The sequence below is a fragment of the Actinomadura sp. WAC 06369 genome, from assembly GCF_003947565.1.
In the GTDB taxonomy this organism is placed as follows: Bacteria; Actinomycetota; Actinomycetes; order Streptosporangiales; family Streptosporangiaceae; genus Spirillospora; species Spirillospora rifamycini.
The window spans coordinates 1-15,437 of record NZ_QHJN01000039.1; the positions used below are offsets into that span (position 1 = coordinate 1).

Below are 15,437 nucleotides of genomic sequence, written 5' to 3' on the forward strand. Positions count from 1 at the left end.
CGGCGGGGTCGTCCCAGAGGCGGGCGCAGGCGAGCAGCGCGGCGGCGGCGTCGGCGCTGCCGCCCGCCATCCCGCCCGCGACGGGGATCGCCTTGCGGATGCGCAGCGCGACGGCGGGCGCGGTGCCGAGGCGTTCGGCGACGAGCCGGGCCGCGCGGGCCGCGAGGTTGCCGTCGCCGGTGGGGACGCCGCCGATGGCGACGCGGGAGCCGGGCGCGGCCTCGACGGTGATCCGCAGCCCGTCCGCGGGTTCGGCGGTGACCTCGTCGAACAGCGACACGGCGTGGAAGACGTTGACGAGGTCGTGGTACCCGTCGTCGCGCAGCGGCCCGACGCCGAGCTGCAGGTTGACCTTGGCGGGGACGCGCACGCTCACCGGTTTCACGTCACCGAACCCTATTGGACGCGCGGGGCGGCCGCGCACTCCCCCGGGCGGGTCAGCCGCCGCTGGTGACGGGGAGGTCGCGGGGGTTGAAGTAGGGGGCGGTGGCGAGTTCGCGGAGCGCCGACACCGCGTGCTCGTCGCCCGTCACCGCGTACCGGTTGCGCTCGTCGCGGGGGCCGTCGGCGCGTTCGTCGGAGTTGAAGTAGACGACGGCCTTGACCTGCGGGTCCTGGAGGGTCTCGGCGGCGGCGCGGAGCCATTCGGCGCGGCGCTCGCCGTAGGAGCGCGGCACCCCGAACTCGGCGATCATGATGGGCTTGGAGCGGTCGCGGGCCCACTCCAGGAACGGCTTGAGGGATTCCGACAGGGCCTGGAAGTCGAAGTCGCCGCTGGGCCGGACGTCGGCGCAGATCCAGTCGACGTGCGCGTCGCCGGGGTAGTAGGCGCCGGCGTCGCGCGTCCCGAAGCCGCGGGCGGTGGGGCACCAGACCCAGGCGACGTTCTGCACCTTCTCCTCGGCGAACACCTTCCGCATGTGCTTCCAGGCGGCGATGAAGTCGGCCGGGGAGTGGACGCGCTCCTCCTCGGCGAGCTCGTCCATGTCGCGGGACCAGCGCAGGAAGACGGGCTTGCCGAGCTTCTTGATCGCGCGGGCCCGCTCGCGGACCATGTCGTCGAAGCGGCCCTGGACGATCTCGCGGGTGTCGCCGCCGTTCCAGGTCAGCAGCAGGCTGCGGTCGGACCGGGTGACCTCGGCGGCGAGGTCGCCGGGGAAGTCGGCCTTCCAGCCGTGGTAGGTCTGCACGATGTCGAGCCGGCGGCCGAGGTCGCCCTCGAACGCGGTGACGTCCGCGAGGTCCGGCCCGTCGGGGCCGTCCGTGCCGCTCCCGGTGCCGGACGGCCGCGCGCTCGGGCCGTCGTCCGCGCCGCCGTCGCCCTCGCCGCCGGTGGCGGCGGCGCCGGGCAGCCAGGCGCCGAAGTAGGCGCCCTCGTCCGGGGGGACGGGGGCGACGCCGGCCTGCGCCGTCGTCGTGATGTCGGGGGCCGCGCCCGCGCCGTCAGAGCATCCCGCGGCGACCGTCCCGGCGAGTCCCGCCACCGCGATCAGGGCCGTCGCCACGACCGGGATTCTCGCTCGCGCCGTCCGCGAACGCGCGTTCACCATCGTCCTCCGACTCATCCGGGGTTGCGTCCCCGGGGGCCGCCGCCGGGGGATCATGGGGGGCTCCGCCCCGCCCTGAAGGACCATACTCGGCAATCCGGGCGAAGGAGGCCACGTCGAGGGCTTCGCCCCGGGCCCGCGGGTCGACGCCCGCCGCCCGCAGCGCCTCCTCGGCCGCCGCGGCGGACCCCGCCCAGCCCGCGAGCGCCGCGCGCAGCGTCTTGCGCCGCTGCGCGAACGCGGCGTCCACCACGGCGAACACCTCGTCGCGGGACGCGGTGGTCGGCGGCGGCTCCCGCCGGGTGAACGCGACCAGGCCGGAATCGACGTTCGGGACGGGCCAGAACACCGCGCGCCCGACGGGCCCGGCCCGGCGGGCGCTCCCGTACCAGGCGAGCTTCACCGACGGCACCCCGTAGATCTTGCTCCCGGGCGCCGCGACCATCCGGTCGGCGACCTCGGCCTGCACCATGACCAGGGCCTTCTCCAGGGACGGCAGGACGGCCAGCAGGTGCAGCACGACCGGGACCGCCACGTTGTACGGAAGGTTCGCGACCAGCGCGGTGGGGGCCGGCCCGGGCACGTGTGTGATCTTCATCGCGTCGGCCCGCACGACCTCCAGCCGGCCGGCCAGGCCGGGCTCGCGCGCCGCCGCCGTCGCGGGCAGCTCGCCCGCGAGCACGGGGTCGATCTCCACCGCGACGACCCGCCGGGCCTCCGGCAGCAGCGCCAGCGTCAACGATCCGAGACCGGGCCCGACCTCGATCACGACGTCGTCCGGGCCGAGGTCGGCGGCGCGCACGATGCGCCGCACGGTGTTGGCGTCGATCACGAAGTTCTGGCCGAGCGTCTTCGTCGGCCGCACGCCGAGCCGTCCCGCCAGCTCCCGGACGTCCGCCGGCCCGAGCAGTCCCCGCGTCTCCCCCATCCGTCGATTGTCTCAGCAGCCGCACCCTCCCCCGGCCGCCTGCGGCCGCGCCCCGTGGGAACGCTCCCGACCCGCCACCCGTCGAACGATCATGCGCTTCCCCTCCTCCGCCGCCTTCGTCGTCGCCGCCTTCTGCGCATGGGCCTTCTATCCCGCGGTTCTCGCGTACACGTTCGCCGCCGGGGAGAACGCGACCGCGACCGTCGTCCGGTGCGACCTGAACAACAGGGCGCCGGACGAATGCCACGGCACCTGGCGCACCGAAGACGGGGAGACCGGCCGGGGCGAGATCTACAACCTCGACGCGGACACGGCGGAAGGCAGAACCTTCCCGGTGCGGATCGGCCCTCTGGGGCCCTACGCGAACGGGTGGGGCCGCACCTGGTGGCTTCCGGTCTTCTGGGGCGCGGCCTTGCTGGTGATGCTGGGCGTGCCCGCGCGCGTCGTCCGGCGCCGGACCTTCCGTACCGGCCGGCGAACCGCCGCCGGCCTGCCCGCCGACCCCGGGGCGCTCGTCGTCTCCGAAGGCGGGACGCGTCATCCCGACGGCTCGACGCACACGGTCGTCCGGAACCTGCGGAAGGCCCCGCCCGGCCACCGGCGCCTCGATCTCCCCGGCCGGACGCCCCGGCACGGCGAATGGGCGGGCGGGATGAAGAGCCGCTTCACCTTCTTCGAGACGCTGCTGGGCGCCGACCAGCAGCCGCTCATGCAGCTGGAACACCGCTCGGAGATGAGTTTCGAGCCCGAGACCGTGCTCCTCGACACGTCCGGGATCCCGCGGCTGCTGATCCGCCGGGAGGCCGGATCCCTGTTCTGGGTGCTCGCCCCGGACGGCAGGACGCTCGGTTCCGCCCGTCCCGAGGCGCCCGCGACGGATCTGGCGGTCAGGGACGCCGAGGGGAGGATGGTGGCGCGCTGCGCCGAGCGCGGTCCCGGCGAGTGCGTGCTGCGGATCGAGCAGGACGCGCCCATGGAGCTCCGCAACGCCGCGCTCGTCCTCGCCCTCGTCCGGACCCGGCGCCGCTACTAGCGCGCCCCGGGCTCGTCGTCCGGCCGCACCCGGCCACGTTCGGTGGGAACGCTCCCCCGACGGGGCGCGTCGGATGACCATGCGCCGCCTCCGCCTCGTGCTCGTCGCCGTCCCCGTCGTGGCCGTCGCTCTGTGGGCCGCCCACACCGCCGTCCTCGCCTACACGTTCGCCGCCGGAACGAAGGCGACCGCGACCGTGGAGTCGTGCGACGGGGGCACGACGGTCGGCGGCAGGCAGGGGTTCCGGAGCTGCCGCGGCACCTGGCGCACCGAGGGCGGCGAGACCGGCGAGGGCGGGATCTACAACCTCGGCGCCCGCGAAGGGTCCGGCGCGACCGTCCCGGTCCGGATCGGACCGCTGGGCCCCTACGCGAACGGGTGGGAGCGGACGTGGATCGGGTCGGCCGTCTCGCTGGGCTACATCCTGGTCGCCCTGATCGCCTACATCGCGGTGCTCCGCTGGCGGAAGGTGTTCCACCGCGAGAAGCTCGCCGAGTCGATCGGCGGCGACGCCACCGCGCTGATCGTCGCCGAGAGCGAGGTGCGCCGCTCCGACGGCTCCCCGCACGTCCTCGTCCGGCGCCTGGACGGCCCGCCCGCCGGGTACCGGCGGCTCGACCTGCCGGGGCGGACCGAGCGCCGCGACGAACTCGCCGGGCCCGGACGCACCGTCTTCCAGTCCGTGCTCGGCGCGGACGAGCGGCCGCTGCTGTTCCTGGAGCACCGCTCGGACCGGAAGCTGAACCCCGAGACCGTCCTGCTCGACCCGTCGGGCGCCCCCACGGTGCTCGTCCGCCGGGTCGGCGACCGGGAGTTCCGGCTGCTGGACCCCGCCGGCGCCGAACTCGGGTCCGCCCGGCCGCCCGGCCGCGCCCGCGTCCTCGCGCTGGAGGTGCGGGACGCCGGCGGAAAGCGGGTCGCGGCGGCCGTCGGGCGGCGCGGCACCTGGCTCCTACGGACCGAGGCGGACGCGCCCGAGCCGCTGCGCGACGCCGCGCTCGTCCTCGCGCTCGTCCAGCACCGCGCCGCCTACTGAGAGGAACCCCCCGATGCCTTCCTCGCCCGCTCCCGCCGGACCGTCCGCGCCCGCACCGCGGCGGACGTCGCGGGGCCGCCCCGTCCTCGCCGGGATCGCCGTGGCCGCGTTCTGCGCCTGGGCGGTCTATCCGGCGATCCTCGCGTACACGTTCGCCGCCGGCGAGAAGGGGACCGCGACCGTCGCCGAGTGCGAGGCCGTGCGGCGCGGCCCGGACGTGTGCCGCGGCACCTGGCGCACCGGCGGGGGGCGGACCGGCGAGGGAGAGATCTACAACCTCGACGCCCGCGCGGAAGGCGGCCGGACCCTCCCGGTGCGGATCGGCCCCCTCGGCCCCTACGCGCACGGCTGGGACCGGGCCTGGACGACGCCCGTCCTGTCCGGGATGCCGCTCGTGGTCCTCGGCTCCCTCTTCGCCCTGATCTACCGGGGCGCCTTCCGCCCCGCCCGCAGGCTCGCCGACGAACTGCTCGCCGCGCCCGGCGCGCTCGTCGTCTCCGACGGCGGGACGCGCCGCGCCGACGGCTCGCCGCACACGTTCGTCCGGTCCCTGCCGGAGGCGCCGCCCGGCCACCGGCGCCTCGACCTGCCCGGCCGGGCCGCCCGGCACGGCGACCTCGACCTGCCGAAGGACGGCCGCACCTTCTTCGTCTCCCTGGTGGACGCCGACGAGCGGCCCCTCATGGTCCTGGAGCACCGCTCGGAGAAGCGGTTCGAGCCCGAGACCGTGGTGCTCGACCCGTCCGGCGCGCCGCGGCTGCTCGTCCGCCGCACGGACGGCGTCCGGTTCCGGATCCTCGACCCCGCCGGCACCGAGCTCGGCACCGCCCGGCCCGCCGAGGAGGCCCGCGTCAACAGCCTGGAGGTCCGCGACGCCGACGGGCGGACGGTCGCCGAGGCCGCCGGGCGCGGGCTCATGAGGTGGGTGGTGCGGATCGAGGACGACGCGCCCGAGCCGCTGCGCGACGCCGCGCTCGTCCTCGCCCACATCCGGCTCCGCGCCGCCTACTGAGATGGACCGCGCACGCCGCGTCCGGCTCACCGCGACCGCCGTGCTCGCCGCGCTCGTGGTCGTCCCGCTGATCTGGCCCGCCGTCCTGGCGTACACGCTGCACTTCGGCGAGCGGGGCACCGCGACCGTCGCGGAGTGCACGAGCTTCAAGGGGCGCAACTCGGCCACGACGTGCCGCGGCACCTGGCGCACCGAGGGCGGGCGGACCGGCCGGGGCGAGATCTACGGGCTCGGCCCCCGCACCCCGGCCGGGCGGACGGTCCCGGTGCGGATCGGCCCCGCCGGCCCCTACGCGAACGGCTGGTCGTCGCGGACGCTGCCGACCGCCCTGGCGCCGATCGCGTTCGTCACCGCGCCGGCCGTCCTCGCCGTGCCGCTGATCGTGCGGATGCGGCGGGCCGTCCACCGCCGGGGCCGGCGGCTCGCCGCCGAACTGCTCGCCGGGCCCGGCGCCCTCGTCGTCTCCCGCGACGCGGTCCGCCGCCCCGACGGGTCCCCGTACGCGACCCTGCGGCCCGTGCCCGCGCCCGTCCCCGGCCACCGCCGCCTCGACCTGCCCGGACGGCCCCGGCGCCCGCACCCGCCGGCGCCGGGGACCGCGCCGGGCCGCCCCGCCGCCGAGTTCGCGTCCCTCGACGACCCCGCCGGACGGACGCTCCTGTACTGCGAGCACCGCACCGACACCGAGTTCGAGCCCGAGATCGTCCTGCTCGACCCGTCGGGCGCGCCGCGGCTGCTCGTCCGCCGCGAGTCCCCGCACCCGCTCGCCTACCGGCTGCTGGACCCGTCCGGCGCCGACCTCGGCTCCGCCCGGACGGCCACCGGCATCGGCACGCTCGCCGTCCGCGACGCCGCCGGGACCCGCGTCGCCGCCGCGGGCCTCCGCGGCCGCGACTGGGTCCTGCGGGCCGACGCCACGGCGCCCGAGGCGCTGCGCGACGCCGCGCTCGTCCTCGTCCTCGCCCAGTTCCGCACCCACGACTTCACCTGACCGGAACCGGTCCCGCCCGCGCCCGTCGCCGCCCCTACGATTCCTGATCATGCTGTGGCGGCGGATCGTGATCTCGGTGGTGCTGGCGGCGGCGGTCGCTCTCGCGGTCTTCTGGCCGTCGGTGATGGTGTGGACGTACACCGCCGGGGAGAGGGCGGAAGGGACCGTCACGGTGTGCGACACCTACGCCACCGGTTCGAAGGGGGAGGGCCGGGAGGAGCGCTGCGAGGCCGCGTGGACGACCGAGAGCGGCGAGCCGGGCGAGGGCCACATCTACGGGCTCGACGTCGACACGCCCGACGGCACCCGCGTCGACCTGCGCATCGGCCCGATGGGGCCCTACGCGGGGCCCGTCACCGACCAGTACGCGTACTTCGGCCACGCCGTGATCCTGCTCGTGCTGGGCGGGCTGTGGTCGGCGCGGAGCGTGCGGCGGGTCGCGTCCGGCCGCGCCGCCGCCCGCGCGCTGCTGGACGCGCCGGACGGGACGAAGCTCGTCGTCACCCGCCGCAGGGCGACGGTCCCGGGCGGCGGCGCGCACGCGTCCCTGCACCGGGCCGAGGCCCCGGCCGGGTACGCCCATCCCCGGCCGCACCAGACCGAGATGGCGGAGATGAGGCTTTTCGTCGACGCCGCGTGGGTTCTCGGGAAGGTGTACGACCGGAAGGGATTCGCGGCCCTGCACGACGCCTCCGGACGGCCGCACCTGCTCGTCGCGCTCCCCGCCCCCCCCTGCTCAAGCCCGAGTACGTGCTGCTCGACACGTCCGGGAAGGCCCGCCTGATCATCGCGCGGACCGCCTGGAGCCCGCGCGCCTACACGCTGACCGGCCCGGACGGCGTGCGGCTCGGCGCGGCCGGGGTCCCGGCGGGGCGCGGGCCCGGCGTGCTGGAGGTCACCGGCGCCGACGGCGCCCGCGCGGCGACGGCGGCGTGCCGCGGACGGTCGTGGGTGCTGCACACGGAGCCGTCCGCGGCGCCGCTCCTGCGGGACGCGGCCCTCGTGATCGCCTTCCTCCAGCACCGCCTCGGCGACTGACGCGGGTCACCAGGGGCCGAAGGCGCGCTCCCCGTTCGCGGCGATGGCCGCGCACAGCTCGTCCACCTCGACGCCCTTGACCTCGGCCATCGCGCGGACGGTGTGCGGGATCAGGTACGACGCGTTCGGCTTGCCCCGGTGCGGGATCGGGGTGAGGAACGGCGCGTCGGTCTCGACGAGGAGCAGGTCGAGGGGCGCGACGCGCAGCGCCTCGCGGAGCGGCTCGGCGTTCTTGAACGTGACGTTCCCGGCGAAGCTCATCAGGTAGCCGCGCTCCGCGCAGACCTCCGCCATCGCGGCGTCACCGGAGAAGCAGTGGAAGACGACCGTGCCGGGCGCCCCCTCCTCCCGCAGGATCGCCAGGACGTCGTCGTGGGCCTCGCGGTCGTGGATCACGAGGGCCTTGCCGGTGCGCTTGGCGATGTCGATGTGCGCGCGGAACGAGCGGTGCTGGTCGGCCTTGGGCGCCCAGTCCCGGTAGTAGTCGAGGCCGGTCTCGCCGATGGCCCGCACCTTCGGGTGCGCGGCCATCGCCTCGATGTCGGCCAGGACGGCGCCGGAGATCCCCGTCGTCTCGTTCGGGTGGATCGCGACGCCCGCGTACACGTCGTCGAACTCGCCCGCGGCGTCCACCGCGAACCGGGACGACGGCAGGTCGCAGCCGATCGTGACGATGCGGGCGATGCCCGCCGCCTTCGCGGCGGCGAGCTGCTCGTCCACCGGCGTCTCGACGATGTCGAGATGGCAGTGGCTGTCGAAGACGTCCACGGGGAGGCGGTCGGGCAGCGGCGGGTACGACCGCGCCGCGTGCCCGCCCGTGCTCACGCGCCCTCCAGCCGGGCGAGCTCCTCGTCCACGATCGACTCGTCCAGCTTCTTGAACAGCGGCGCCGGCTTCGCCAGCGGGACGCCCGGCCGGATCGGCCGCGACTCCCAGCGGGCCTCGACGTCGTAGTCGCCCGTCAGGACGCGGTAGTCGGGGCCGCCGTCCTCCGAGACGTCGCGCAGCTCCGGCATGCCGCTCCACACGCCCTCGCCGCCGAGCATCTCGTACACCTTCTGCGACGAGTTCGGCAGGAACGGCGTGAGCAGCGTCTTCGCGTCGTCCACGACCTGGAGCGCGGTGTGCAGGATCGACTGGACGCGCGCCGGGTCGTCCTTCAGCTTCCACGGGGCCTGGTCCGACAGGTACTTGTTCGCGTCGCGGACGACGTCGAGCGCCTCGGTGATCGCGTTCTTGAACCGGGACCGCCCGAGCTCGGCGCCGACGGCGGCGAACGCGTTCCGGCTGCGCTCCATCAGCGCCCGGTCGGCGTCGTTCAGGTCGCCCGGCTCGGGGACCGCGCCGTAGTTCTTCGCGGCCATGTTCACCGAGCGGTTGACCAGGTTGCCCCAGGCCGCGACGAGCTCGTCGTTGTTGCGGCGGCGGAACTCCGACCAGGTGAAGTCGGTGTCCTGGTTCTCGGGCCCCGCGACCGCGACGTAGTAGCGCAGGGCGTCCACGTCGTAGCGGTCGAGGAAGTCCCTCACGTAGATGACGACCTGGCGGGACGAGGAGAACTTCCTGCCCTCCATCGTCAGGTACTCGGACGACACCACCTCGGTCGGGACGTTGAGCGCGCCCAGCGACCCCGGCGTCCCGTTCCTGCCGCCCTGCCCGCTGTAGCCGAACAGCATCGCGGGCCAGATCTCGGAGTGGAAGACGATGTTGTCCTTGCCCATGAAGTAGTACGACAGGGCGTCCGGGTCCTGCCACCAGCCGCGCCACAGCTCCGGGTCGCCCTGCCGCCGCGCCCACTCCACCGACGCGGAGAAGTAGCCGACGACCGCGTCGAACCACACGTACAGCTTCTTGTTCGGGTTGTCGCGCCAGCCGTCCAGCGGGATCGGGACGCCCCAGTCGAGGTCGCGGCTGATCGCGCGCGGCTGCAGGTCGTCCAGGAGGTTGAGCGAGAACTTCAGCACGTTCGGCCGCCACTGCCCCTGCTTGCCGCGCAGATAGTCGCCGAGGACGTCGGTGAACGCGGGCAGGTCGAGCATGAAGTGCTCGGTCTCGACGAACTCGGGCTTCTCGCCGTTGATCCGGCTCACCGGGTTGACCAGGTCGATCGGGTCGAGCTGGTTGCCGCAGTTGTCGCACTGGTCGCCGCGCGCGCCGTCGTACCCGCAGATCGGGCAGGTGCCCTCGATGTAGCGGTCGGGCAGGGTGCGCCCGGTCGACGGGGAGATCGCGCCCATCGTCTTCTTCGGGAAGATGTACCCGTTGTCGTACAGGCCCTTGAAGATCTCCTGGACGACCGCGTAGTGGTTCGCGGTCGAGGTCCGGGTGAACAGGTCGTACGACATGCCGATGCCGTGCAGGTCCTCCGCGATCACCGTGCTGTACCGGTCGGCGATCTCGCGGGGGGACACGCCCTCCTTGTCGGCCTGCACCTGGATCGGGGTGCCGTGCTCGTCGGTGCCGCTCACCATCAGGACCTTGTTGCCCGCCATCCGCTGGTAGCGGCTGAACATGTCGGCGGGCAGCGCGAAACCGGAGACGTGCCCGATGTGACGGGGCCCGTTGGCGTACGGCCAGGCGGGCGCGGTCAGGATGTGTCGGCTTGACGAGGACATGGAATCAAGGGTAGTCGCCGCGCGCCCTCGGAATCGCACGGTTATCCCCGGCGGCCCGCGGCAGTAGCCTGGTTCGGCGTTCCCGCCGCACGAACCGAACGACCCGAAGGCTGACAGCGACATGCCCCAGACGACGACAGGCGAGGCCGACCACCGGACCGCGGGCGACGCCGGGCCGTCCCGCCGTCCCGGCGCCCGGCTCGTCGCGCGCGTCCGCCGCACCCGGCGCGTCGTCTGGCTCGCCCTGCTCGTCTCCGCGGCCGCCGTCGGCGTCCAGTACGTCCTGATGACGCCGCCGCTGTACTTCGACCCGCACTACGTGTGGCTCGCGGCCCGCTCGTGGCCCGACATCCCGCTGACGCAGTGGCCGTTCGACGAGGTCCCGCACCAGGTCACCCGGATCGGCCTCGTGCTGCCCGCGCGGCTGGTCATGGTGCTCCTCGGGGACGGCCAGGCGGCGTACTTCGCCGTCGCGGCCCTGGGCGGCGCCGCGTTCTTCACCGGCACCTACCTGGTCGTCCGCGCCCTGTTCGGGGACGTCGCGGGCCTCGCGTCCGCCGCGGTCCTGCTGGTGCACCCGTTCTTCACGCTGACGAACCCGTACGGGCAGGAGATCACCTGGTCGACGGGCGTGGTGCTGCCCGACATGCCGGGCGCCGGGCTGTTCGCGCTGGGGATGGCGGCGCTGGTCGTCGCGAGCCGGCGGGCCGGGCGCGTCCAGACCCGGTGGCTGGTCGCGGCGGGGCTGCTCATGGCGTCGGCGTTCCTCGTCCGCGAGTTCCTGGCGTTCCTGTTCCTCGCGATCCCGGCCTACCTGGCGCTGCTGCGGATCCCGTGGCGGCGCAACATCACGGTCGGGCTCCCCATGCTGGGCGTGCTGGTGTTCAACCTCGTGCACAACCAGATCGTGTGGGGTTCGCCGCTCGCCGGGCTGACGTCGGCCGCGACGCACGGCGGCAAGTCCCGCGACTACGTGACGCGCGAGCTGGCGGCCCGCTCGTTCCTGCGCGCCATGCACGACTGGCACCCGCTCGGGACGGTGTTCGTCGCGGCGCTCGCGCTGACGATCGTCGGCTGGGCCGTCACCCGCGACCGGCGCCTCGCGCTCGTCCTCGTCTGGTTCGGCGTCCTCGCCGTCCCGCTCACGGTGTGCGCGGGCGTCCTGGACCCGAACGACATCAAGCTCCGCGCGTGGCTCGTCCGGTACTGGTTCGCCGTCATGCCGGCGCTGCTGGCGGGCGGGTTCGGCTCCCTCATCCTGCTGTACCGGACGGTCCCGCGGGCGTGGACCGCGCGGCTGCGGCTCCGGGCCGCGGCGGCCGTCGCCGCGGCCGGGCTCGGCGCCGCGTACGCGGTCGCGGCGGTCCAGGCCGTCCCGAGCCTGCCCCGCGACAAGGCGTGGAGCGAGCTGCGCGGCCACCTCGCCGCCCACGACGCCGACATCGACCTGATCGTCACCGACCGGCGGCTCGCGCAGACCCTCGTCTTCTACACGAAGGACGTGTGGGGCGGCCGCACCTGGCACGGCGAGATCCGCGACTGGCCGCACTACTCGCCGCAGGTGCCGCGCACCGCCTACGAGGGCCCCCTGCTGTACACCCGGTGGCGCGGCATGGAGTCGCAGATCGGCTACGGCTGGGCGCCGTCCCCCGCCGAGGGCTGGACCCCGATGTGGAAGTCGTCGGACGGCGTCCTGGAGCTCTGGAACCCGCCCGCCGGGTAGCACCGCCGCTCGCGGGCGGGCCGCCCGCCCGGCGCGTCAGCCGCGCGCCCAGGCGACCCAGTTGCCCCGGGGGGTGCGCCGGCTGTCGACGATCTCCCAGCCGGACGGGGCGCCGCCGGGCCAGGAGTCGGCGGCGGGGACGCCGCCGGGCCAGTTGAGGACGATCATGTCGGCGTCCTGCGGCGGCGGCGTCCAGCGGGAGTCGAAGAGGGTGCCGTCGCTCCACCAGGCCCAGTAGTACTGCGAGAGCCGCGTCGTCCAGGGGACGTTCCAGTCGACGGCGATCGTGCCCCGGCCGCGCAGGTCGACGCTGCCGCGCAGGTCGGTCTCGGCGGTCTGCTCCGCGACGAGCGGGCGGGCGATGCGGTCGACGGCCGTGACCGTCGTCGCGAGCGCGACGGCGGCGAGCAGCGCGGCGAGGACGGGCGGGCCGTGCCGGGGCAGCAGGACGGCGGCGGTCCCGGCGGCCAGGATCCCGAGGCCCGCGAGGGTGGCGCGCCAGAGGTGGAAGGAGTCCCAGTCCCAGGTGAGGAACGACGTCTCCGGGAAGTCGTAGATCGTGAACGTGTAGTCGCTGAGCAGGTCGCCCGCGTACCACTGGACGACGCCCGCGGCGGCGACCGCCGTCACCGCGGCCGCCGCCGCCGCGGCCGCCAGGGTCCGGCGGGGGACGCGCAGCAGGACGGCGACGCCCGCCATGAACAGCACCGGCGTCACGCACGCCAGGTAGCGCCCGTACACGTAGTTGCCGACGCGGTACTCGACGGGCAGCGCGGCGGACGTCGCGAGCGCGATGCCCGCGACGGTCGCGAGGACGGCCAGGGCGAGCACCCGCACCGGCACCGCGACGTCCCGGCGCACGACCGCGTACGCGGCGGCGGCGAGGCCGACCGCGGCGACACCGCCGGTCGCGACGGCCTGGTACCAGACCTGCCCGGTCGCGAGCGACGCCGTCCAGCCCCAGCCGTCCGCGGTGGTGAGCCGCTCGACGAGGTTGCCGCCCAGGTCGTTGTCGCCCGCCGGGTACAGGTGCGGGAGGACGACGAGGCGGTTCAGCAGCGCCCCGGCGAGGACCGCGGCGGCCGCGGCGGCCCCGGCGAGGATCGTCGCGCGCCACGAGCGGCGGCGCAGCAGCGCCCCCGCCAGCAGGACGACCCCGTGGACGACGAGCAGGACCGCGCCCCGGCTGTGCGAGGCGTACGCGAACCCGACGAGCAGCGACGCGCCCGTCCCGCACAGGGCGAGCCGGACGGCGGGGCCGCGGCCGCCGCCGTCCCGCGCCGGGTCCCGCGGGGCCGCGAGCCACGCGTGCGCGAGCAGCAGCCAGCCGACGACGACCACCGGCAGGATCGCGTCGGTGAGGACGAACAGCGAGTAGAACAGCACGCCCGGCAGCAGCGCGGCGGCGTGCGCGAACAGGTAGGCGGGCCGCGCGGCGACCGACAGCCGGCGCAGCAGCAGGAACGCCAGCGGCAGCATCGCGGCGCTGATCAGGGCGTTGATGACGAGCGCGCCCCGGTACACGGTGACCGGGTCGTCCGCCCAGAACGCCGGGAGCAGCAGCAGCGGGTACCCGGCGCGGTAGACGGTCCCGTACGACATGTCCGCGTCGGGGCCGCCGGTGAGGACGCGCGCGGCGAACAGGTACCCGGACTCGTCGGGCGTCGCGACCGGGATCGTCTGCCCGGACGCCAGCCACACCCGCAGCCCGACCTGCGCGAGCCACCCGAGGACGAACGCGAGGGCCCAGCGGCGCCGCGCGCGGCGCGCCCCCTCGGCGTCCGGCGGGGCGGCCGCGCCGGACGAGCGGCGCGTGACGGTCAGCGCGCCCTCCGGCTTCATGGACGTCCCGCCTCCCGGCCGGTGCCGGGCGGGGGCGCTTCGGCCGGAGAACGGTTGCTCGGGTGAGGAAGGTCCATGGCCGTCCCAGCCTGTCACAGTACGGGCGGGGGCACGGCCCCGGTCCGGAAAACGCTCAGCCGGTTCACCGGGCGCGTTGAGCGGACGTTCAGGTTCCGCGGTCCGGCCGGGGCGGGGCCGGGGTCAGCCGGACGTCTCGGCGTCCGCGTCCTCGGCGCCGTCCTTCGCGGCGGCGGCGCCGGTCGCGGCGGGCTCGGGCTCGGCGGCGCGCTCGGCCTCCCGGCGGCGCTCCTCCTCGACCCGGTGCGCGGCGGCGTCGACGACGCCCGCGGCCTCCGCGGCGGCGTCCGTCATCGGCGGGTGCTGGCGGCGGCGGATGCCGAGGATGCTGATGAACGCGGTCCCGAACAGCGCCTGGAGGCTCATGACCAGCGCGGTCGCGGCGGGGACGACGATGCGCAGCGACTCGCGCGGGTCCAGCTCGCCGAAGTCGTTGACGCGCCAGTGCAGCAGGGACGCGACGAGGCCGGCGAGGCCGGCGACGGCGAGCAGCCCGGCGACCAGCAGGCCCCGTTCGAGGCTCCACCAGTTGATGAGGCGCTTCACCCGCCGGTCGTCCGGCAGGAAGCCCTCCTGCATCGCGTAGACCTTCGTGAGCACCGCGAACACCACGGCCTGGAAGCCGATCACCATGGCGGCGCCCGCGCCGACGAGGGTGTCGACGTCGAACGCGACCTCCCCGACGGTCACCGGACCGGTGGAGAGCGCGATCCCGGCGATCAGTCCGAGCGTCATAAAGACGAGACCGGGGATGAGGAAGAGCCAGCGGGGGCTGTAGAGCATGAGGAAGCGCAGATGACGCCAACCGTCGCGCCAGGTGTTGAGATGCGGGGCGCGGGTCCGCCCGTCCGGCGACAGGGTCGTCGGGACCTCGCGGATGTCGTAGCCCTGCAGGGTCGCCTTGACGACCATCTCGCTGGCGAACTCCATGCCGCCGGTCTGCAGGCCGAGCCGCATGATCGACTCCTTGTTGAAGGCGCGCAGCCCGCAGTGGAAGTCGCCGATCTTGGCGCGGAAGAACAGCCGCCCGATGAAGCTCAGCACCGGGTTGCCGAGGTAGCGGTGCAGCGGCGGCATGGCGCCGGGGGCGATGCCGCCCTTGAACCGGTTGCCCATGACGAGGTCGGCGCCGTCGCGCAGCTCGTCCAGGAACGGGCCGAGGGTGGTGAAGTCGTAGGAGTCGTCGGCGTCGCCCATCGCGACGTACCGGCCGCGCGCCGCGGCGATCCCGCCCATGAGCGCGTTGCCGTACCCCTTGTCGGCGACGGGGACGACGCGCGCCCCCGCGTCCCGGGCGAGCTGCTGGCTGCCGTCGGTGCTGCCGTTGTCGGCGATGACGACCTCGCCGTCGATGCCGTTCTCCTCGAGGAAGCCGACCGTCTTGCGGACGCAGGTCTCGATGGTCTCGGCTTCGTTCAGGCACGGCATCACTACGGAGAGTTCCACGTGATCTCCTTCGTTACCCCAGTGACCGTCTGCGGTGCGTTCGACTACCCTCTTGATTTCCCGCGCTCGGCCTTTTCGTTCCTGCATGATGCCTGCCGAGGGCGGGTCATGATGGCGGGTCTCAGGAAGACCACCCGTATCGTGTTGC

Annotated in this window: 13 protein-coding genes and 1 pseudogene; 7 read left to right on the forward strand and 7 right to left on the reverse strand. The window is 74.8% G+C overall.

Annotated features, from left to right (window positions below; translation table 11 throughout):
- From DMH08_RS13350 to rsmA, 3 genes and pseudogenes are all read right to left on the reverse strand, one after another.
- A partial coding sequence (locus tag DMH08_RS13350; RefSeq protein WP_442778637.1) for a GHMP family kinase ATP-binding protein occupies positions 1–376 on the reverse strand: 376 nt, incomplete at its 3' end.
- A 61-nt stretch (positions 377–437) separates the two neighbouring features.
- Entirely contained in the window at positions 438–1,505 is a 1,068-nt protein-coding gene (locus DMH08_RS13355; protein ID WP_233617565.1) for a glycoside hydrolase family 26 protein, read from the reverse strand.
- 121 nt (positions 1,506–1,626) lie between these two features.
- Positions 1,627–2,475: pseudogene (gene rsmA, locus DMH08_RS13360) on the reverse strand (16S rRNA (adenine(1518)-N(6)/adenine(1519)-N(6))-dimethyltransferase RsmA); the annotation flags it as partial.
- Between the two features lie 91 nt (positions 2,476–2,566).
- Between rsmA and DMH08_RS13365 the strand changes: the two are divergent.
- The 6 genes from DMH08_RS13365 (at position 2,567) to DMH08_RS13390 (ending at position 7,585) form a co-directional block, all read left to right on the forward strand.
- Positions 2,567–3,508: a hypothetical protein gene (locus DMH08_RS13365; protein WP_125614182.1), complete on the forward strand. Its 942-nt coding sequence runs from the start codon at positions 2,567–2,569 to the stop codon at positions 3,506–3,508.
- 73 nt (positions 3,509–3,581) lie between these two features.
- Positions 3,582–4,544: a hypothetical protein gene (locus DMH08_RS13370; RefSeq protein ID WP_125614185.1), complete on the forward strand. Its 963-nt coding sequence runs from the start codon at positions 3,582–3,584 to the stop codon at positions 4,542–4,544.
- Positions 4,545–4,557: 13 nt separating this feature from the next.
- Positions 4,558–5,556 (forward strand): hypothetical protein, encoded by a 999-nt coding sequence (locus DMH08_RS13375; RefSeq protein ID WP_125614188.1) that lies wholly within the window; start codon positions 4,558–4,560, stop codon positions 5,554–5,556.
- A 1-nt stretch (position 5,557) separates the two neighbouring features.
- Complete coding sequence (locus DMH08_RS13380) at positions 5,558–6,547, forward strand: hypothetical protein (RefSeq protein ID WP_125614191.1); 990 nt, start codon at positions 5,558–5,560, stop codon at positions 6,545–6,547.
- A gap of 49 nt (positions 6,548–6,596) precedes the next feature.
- The gene (locus DMH08_RS13385; protein ID WP_125614194.1) at positions 6,597–7,331 is read left to right on the forward strand and encodes a hypothetical protein; all 735 of its coding nucleotides are present in this window, start codon (positions 6,597–6,599) and stop codon (positions 7,329–7,331) included.
- On the forward strand, positions 7,298–7,585 hold the full coding sequence (locus tag DMH08_RS13390) for a hypothetical protein (RefSeq protein WP_125614197.1): 288 nt from the start codon (positions 7,298–7,300) through the stop codon (positions 7,583–7,585). The genes DMH08_RS13385 and DMH08_RS13390 overlap by 34 nt, the downstream gene beginning before the upstream one ends.
- 6 nt (positions 7,586–7,591) lie before the next feature.
- On the opposite strand, the gene DMH08_RS13395 is transcribed toward DMH08_RS13390, so the two are convergent.
- Positions 7,592–8,410 carry a TatD family hydrolase gene (locus DMH08_RS13395; protein ID WP_125614199.1) on the reverse strand — a complete coding sequence of 273 codons (819 nt, stop codon included), beginning with the start codon at positions 8,408–8,410 and terminating at the stop codon, positions 7,592–7,594.
- Entirely contained in the window at positions 8,407–10,200 is a 1,794-nt protein-coding gene (gene metG, locus DMH08_RS13400) for a methionine--tRNA ligase (protein WP_125614202.1), read from the reverse strand. Before metG ends, DMH08_RS13395 begins: the two co-directional genes overlap by 4 nt.
- A gap of 121 nt (positions 10,201–10,321) precedes the next feature.
- On the opposite strand from metG, the gene DMH08_RS13405 reads away from it, so the two are divergent.
- Positions 10,322–11,923 carry a glycosyltransferase family 39 protein gene (locus DMH08_RS13405; protein ID WP_125614205.1) on the forward strand — a complete coding sequence of 534 codons (1,602 nt, stop codon included), beginning with the start codon at positions 10,322–10,324 and terminating at the stop codon, positions 11,921–11,923.
- A 36-nt stretch (positions 11,924–11,959) separates the two neighbouring features.
- On the opposite strand, the gene DMH08_RS13410 is transcribed toward DMH08_RS13405, so the two are convergent.
- Both DMH08_RS13410 and DMH08_RS13415 read right to left on the reverse strand, forming a co-directional pair.
- A complete protein-coding gene (locus tag DMH08_RS13410; protein ID WP_125614208.1) occupies positions 11,960–13,765 on the reverse strand; it encodes a hypothetical protein in 1,806 nt (601 codons plus the stop codon).
- Positions 13,766–13,966: 201 nt separating this feature from the next.
- A complete protein-coding gene (locus DMH08_RS13415; protein WP_026402253.1) occupies positions 13,967–15,289 on the reverse strand; it encodes a glycosyltransferase family 2 protein in 1,323 nt (440 codons plus the stop codon).
- Between the last annotated feature and the right edge of the window lie 148 nt (positions 15,290–15,437).